Raw genomic sequence first — 5,449 nt, forward strand, 5'->3', positions numbered from 1 at the left:
TGAAGGTTGAATCCATCTTCAAGTTGTCCATGGCACCCTTGACGTCTTTGATCCATGTGCGAAGCGCAGGTGCTTCACCATCGATAGCAGTCTTAGCGGTACGAAGGAAATTTGAAACCGAAACACCTGGAATCTCAACCGGGTACTGCATCGCTAGAAACAAACCTGCACGTGCACGCTCGTCTACGCTCATCTCAAGCACATCTTCACCATCAAGAAGAATTTCTCCGTTGGTCACGGTGTACTTTGGGTGACCGGCAATTGTGTAGGCGAGGGTCGATTTTCCTGAACCGTTAGGGCCCATAATCGCGTGGCTCTCCCCGCTGTTGATTACAAGGTCAACACCCTTAAGGATTTCCTTGGTGCCCTGCTCGGTATCTACAGTTACGTGTAGGTTCTTGATTTCTAGCTTTGCCATGATTGTTCTCTTCTCTAAAGTCTTTATTTATAAAATTCGGGGCGGATTACTCGGCGTCGATTTCTAAGAAGATGTCACCGTTGTCGATGATTACTTCGTAAACTGCTACTGGTTCAAACGCTGGCAAGGTCAGTGCCTCGCCTGTGGTTAGCGAGAATTTTGCACCATGTGCCCAGCACTCAATGGTCTCGTTGTCGACGAAACCTTCGCTAAGTGAAATTTCGCCGTGAGAACACTTATCGTTGATCGCTTTTACATCGCCGGCCTTGGTTCGCACGATAGCGATGGCGTTTTCGCCGACCTTCACACGGATGGCCTTGCCCGGCTTGATGTCTTCTACAGCGCAAATGCGAACTGCCATTATGAACCGCTCCTTGCTAGCTCGGCTTCGATTGAATTACTTAGTCTTTCGCGAATCTCTTCGTTGTCAATCTGCTGGATAATTTCGTTCAAGAATCCGCGGACTACCAATCGACGGGCTTCGATTTCAGTGATTCCTCGAGCCTGCAGGTAAAACAATTGCTCATCGTCGAAACGGCCAGAAGCTGAAGCGTGCCCGGCCCCTTCAATTTTTCCGGTTTCGATTTCCAGGTTTGGAACAGAATCCGCACGAGCGCCGTCGGTTAGCAGTAGGTTGCGATTTAGTTCATAGGTGTCTGTGCCTTCTGCCGCCATGCGGATTAGAACATCACCAACCCAAACGGTGTGAGCTTTATCTCCTTGGAGTGCGCCCTTGTAAGTTACGCGCGATTTGCAGTTAGGAACTGCGTGATCAACGTAAAGGCGGTTCTCGAGGTACTGCCCCGCATCGGCGAAATACATTCCCAGCATCTCAGTGTCTCCACCCGGTTGGGTGAACTCAGTTGAGCTTGCTACGCGAACGGTCTTGCCGCCGAGGCTAACCACTAGGTGCTTTAGACGAGAGTTTCTACCGAGTCGAGCCATCTGAGTTGATGCGTGGATGCTCTTGTCGTCCCAGTCTTGAATTGAGATAACGGTCAACTGCGCTTCGTCTCCAACGATGATTTCAACGTTTTCACCAAGCACCGCGTGGCCCTTGTGATCGAGAATCACGGTTGCTTCAGCGAATGGCTTTGCATCTATGATGATGTGAACTGCACTCGGGTCAGCAGACTCAGAAGTGAGAGCAATCTGCACTTCAGATTTCTGGTTACCAGGGACGGTTACAAGATAAGCCTGCTTTGCTGAGCCCCAAGCAGCTGCACTTGGTCGCTCCTCAGGAATTCCTGCGCCACCAAACGCGGCGTTCTCTTCGCCAACCCATGCTGTGGTAACACCATCGGTGTGGGTGACGGCCAAGTCGCCAACAAATTCTGCGAGAGTATCTGCATCAAGACCGCCAAGGCGATCTGCACTTAGGTAGCGCCACTGTTCCTCACGAGGAGAAACCGGCGGAAAGTCAGCGACGTTAGTTGAACGAAGTCTCTCGTAGCGAGTCTGAATCGGAACCCCTGCGCCGTGGCTGTGTTCCGACAGACCGTGTTGGGCTGTCTGTGTTGCTGTGCTCATTAACCAACAGCCCCTTCCATCTGCATCTCGATTAGCTTGTTCAGCTCAAGTGCATATTCCATTGGTAATTCTTTAGCGATTGGTTCAATGAATCCGCGAACGATCATTGCCATGGCTTCGTCTTCTGGCATGCCACGAGACTGCAAGTAGAAAAGCTGCTCTTCGCTAACGCGCGAAACGGTTGCCTCGTGCCCCATTGAGACATCGTCTTCACGCACATCAACGGCTGGGTAGGTGTCTGAACGAGAGATGGTGTCAACCAGAAGTGCGTCGCATCGAACTGTGTTCGCTGAGTGGTGCGCGCCCGGCATTACTTTAATTTCACCGCGGTACGAAGTTCTTCCGCCGCCACGTGCGATTGACTTTGAAATGATGGACGAACTTGTGTACGGAGCCAGGTGAATCATCTTCGCGCCGGCATCTTGGTGTTGACCTTCACCAGCAAAAGCTACTGACAAAGTTTCGCCGCGAGCGTGCTCGCCAGCCAGAATAACCGCTGGATACTTCATGGTCACCTTTGAACCGATGTTGCCATCGATCCACTCCATGGTTGCTCCCTCGTGCGCAATTGCGCGCTTGGTCACCAAGTTGTAAACGTTGTTTGACCAGTTCTGAATGGTTGTGTATCGCACACGAGCATTCTTCTTGATGATGATTTCTACTACCGCAGAGTGAAGCGAGTCAGAGTTGTAAATCGGAGCGGTGCAGCCCTCGATGTAGTGAACGTATGAACCCTCGTCTGCGATGATCAAGGTTCTCTCGAACTGACCCATGTTCTCGGTGTTAATTCTGAAGTAAGCCTGGAGAGGAATCTCCACGTGCACGCCCTTTGGCACATAAACAAATGAGCCACCGGACCAAACTGCAGTGTTCAACGCAGCAAATTTATTGTCACCGGCAGGGATAACGGTACCGAAGTACTCCTGGAAGATTTCCGGGTGCTCTTTGAGAGCGGTGTCGGTGTCTAGGAAGATTACGCCCTGGCGCTCAAGCTCTTCATTGATCTGGTGGTAAACCACTTCAGATTCGTATTGAGCGGCTACGCCGGCAACCAAACGGTTTCGTTCTGCCTCTGGGATGCCAAGTTTTTCGTAAGTGTTTTTGATGTCATCAGGCAGGTCTTCCCAGCTGGTGGCCTGGCGCTCTGTTGAACGCACGAAATATTTGATGTTGTCAAAGTCAATTCCCGAAAGATCCGAGCCCCAGCTTGGCATTGGCTTCTTCCCAAAGTAATCGAACCCCTTGAGACGACGCTCCAGCATCCATTCCGGCTCACTCTTCAGGTCCGAAATGTTTTTTACAACTGCCTCATTGATACCGCGCTTGGCAGTCTCTCCGGCTGCATCTTTGTCGTGCCAGCCAAATTCGTATACTCCAAGGCTGTCTAGTTCTGGGCGTTCAATGATGATGTCGGACAAAGCCGGCCTCCTGTATTCGGTTTCAGATTCGAGTGGTTATCTCGGTCTGCCTGGGTCTCTATTTCCAACTGCCGAACGGCTTGCATCATTCCCGCAAGCCTCACTCCAGGCCTGAAAGCCTGTGTAAAGATTGCCTAAAGGATGCTGTTTGAGTTGAAATAACTCGAGACTTCCTAAAGTTTACTTCTGCGTAGGGCAAATTGTCAGCCCCGCAGTCAGAAAGGTAGCTCCGGTTGTTCTCAAAGCTTCAAAAATGGCCAGTTTTTTCGAGCGCCAGAGTGCCGCTTTACGTATGGGCATCTCTCGTCAGCCAAATTCTGATTGTTGTCACCGGCGGAATTGTTCGCTTGACCGGTTCCGGGCTGGGTTGCCCAACCTGGCCTAAGTGCACCGAAGAATCTCTCATCACCGTGCCAGAGATGGGAATTCACGGGGTGATTGAATTCGCCAATCGCTTGCTGACATTCGTGCTGGCGCTAATTGCCCTACTAACCTTCCTCACCATCGTGGCGCTGGGCAAGAAACTTCGCAAAGGACTCCTGATGCCGGCCTTGATTCTGGGTCTGGGAATTCCAGCCCAAGCGATCCTAGGTGGCTTCACTGTATTGACCCAGCTCAATCCGTGGTTTGTTGGAGCACACTTTGTTCTAAGCGGCATCATGATTGCGGTTGCTGCCTTATTGGTCTTTCGAGCCCTGCCACCTAGGCACGTCCCGGTATCGCCTGCCATTTGGCGCACGGCAAATCCAATCGCACTAGTTGGAACAATCACCGTTTTGGTTGGCGTCTTGGTGACCGGTGCCGGCCCGCATTCGGGTGATGCCAACAGCATTCGAAACGGATTAGATCTCGAGCTTTGGCAGCACGTTCACAGCTACCCTGCCTACCTCTTGTTGTTATTGACTCTGATTCAGCTTGGATTGCTTTCAAAGAGAGACAGATCTGGTCTCGAGCGCAGTTACCAGCTCAAAGTTTCAGCATGGTTGGTTGTCACAACCATCGCGCAGGCACTCATCGGTGTTATTCAGGCTCGTCTTGGCGTTCCGGGTGGTCTTGTAGCACTGCACATGCTGGGCGCCTCAGTGATGTGTGCCCTGCTGACCTTTCAGTGGCTTGCAATTCGCGGTAAAGGCAAATAGGCAATGGCTAGAGTCTTTTGGTTCCGTCGCGACCTACGACTCCAAGACAATATTGCGCTCAATGCGGCAATTACCGGGGCTCAGCAAGACGGTGACCGGAAAGTCTGCGGGCTGTATGCAGTCAACACCGATGAGTTCCACAAGCTGAGCGGAATTCGTCAGTGGTCGCTATTCGCCTCCCTTGATGCGCTTGGGGCCAGTATGGATAGAAAGTTGACCATTCAACACGGTGCAATCCCCGAGTCAATTCTGAAGGTTGCCATCGCGGCAGGGGCAACAACGGTTCATGCCACCAGGGCTTTTGATCCAGCCGGAATCGCGGAGCAAAACGCAGTTGGTACTGCCCTGCAAAGCAAAGGGATTTTCCTTCAACTTGACGACAGCTACTACGCTGTGGCACCTGGAACCGTTCAAAAACCTGATGGAACGCCGTATCGCGTCTACACACCTTTTTTCAACAACTGGTTCAAAGCTGGTTGGAGCGATCCAGTTGCGCTCGCCGAGGGCTATGAGTGGTTTGAGCCGGTGGATTGCCACGGCAAGCCAACTCCAAGCAAGGACGCACCCTTTGAGGTAAAGGCCGGCGAGGCATTCGCACTCAGGACATGGTCAAGATTCAAAGACCGCGCGCTTTTCAGTTATGACGAACTCAGGAATAGGGCTGATCTAAGCGGCACCTCTCACCTCAGTCACGCGTTGGCATTTGGTGAAATTCACCCTCGAACCTTGTTGGCCGACCTTGCTGATTCCGCGGGGCACAATGTTTACCGCAAAGAGATCGCCTGGCGCGAGTTTTACGCGGATGTTCTTTGGCACAATCAGGACACCACGAACGAGTATTACGAGCCTCGTTTCAAAAATATGCGATATGACTCGGGATCCGAGGCCAACGCAAAGCTAGTCGCCTGGCAACAGGGAAAAACCGGTTTCCCAATGGTTGATGC

The 5,449-nt window shown here is 51.9% G+C and carries 6 protein-coding genes; 2 read left to right on the top strand and 4 right to left on the bottom strand.

Annotated elements, in window-relative coordinates; all coding sequences use genetic code 11:
* The 4 genes from Q0L28_RS06365 to sufB form a co-directional block, all read right to left on the bottom strand.
* The coding region (locus Q0L28_RS06365) for an ATP-binding cassette domain-containing protein (protein ID WP_296633124.1) at positions 1–418 on the bottom strand (418 nt) is incomplete at its 3' end.
* A 46-nt stretch (positions 419–464) separates the two neighbouring features.
* Positions 465–779, bottom strand: a complete 315-nt coding sequence (locus tag Q0L28_RS06370) for a non-heme iron oxygenase ferredoxin subunit (RefSeq protein ID WP_366843603.1) — start codon at positions 777–779, stop codon at positions 465–467.
* Positions 779–1,948, bottom strand: a complete 1,170-nt coding sequence (gene sufD, locus Q0L28_RS06375; protein WP_296633127.1) for a Fe-S cluster assembly protein SufD — start codon at positions 1,946–1,948, stop codon at positions 779–781. Before sufD ends, Q0L28_RS06370 begins: the two co-directional genes overlap by 1 nt.
* Positions 1,948–3,366 carry a Fe-S cluster assembly protein SufB gene (sufB, locus tag Q0L28_RS06380; RefSeq protein WP_296633128.1) on the bottom strand — a complete coding sequence of 473 codons (1,419 nt, stop codon included), beginning with the start codon at positions 3,364–3,366 and terminating at the stop codon, positions 1,948–1,950. The genes sufD and sufB overlap by 1 nt, the downstream gene beginning before the upstream one ends.
* 278 nt (positions 3,367–3,644) lie before the next feature.
* Between sufB and Q0L28_RS06385 the strand changes: the two genes are divergently transcribed.
* Together Q0L28_RS06385 and Q0L28_RS06390 are read left to right on the top strand one after the other, a co-directional pair.
* Positions 3,645–4,505 carry a COX15/CtaA family protein gene (locus tag Q0L28_RS06385; RefSeq protein WP_296633130.1) on the top strand — a complete coding sequence of 287 codons (861 nt, stop codon included), beginning with the start codon at positions 3,645–3,647 and terminating at the stop codon, positions 4,503–4,505.
* Positions 4,506–4,508: 3 nt separating this feature from the next.
* A partial coding sequence (locus Q0L28_RS06390; protein WP_296633133.1) for a deoxyribodipyrimidine photo-lyase occupies positions 4,509–5,449 on the top strand: 941 nt, incomplete at its 3' end.

Source organism: Rhodoluna sp. (assembly GCF_024639375.1).
In the GTDB taxonomy this organism is placed as follows: Bacteria; Actinomycetota; Actinomycetes; order Actinomycetales; family Microbacteriaceae; genus Rhodoluna.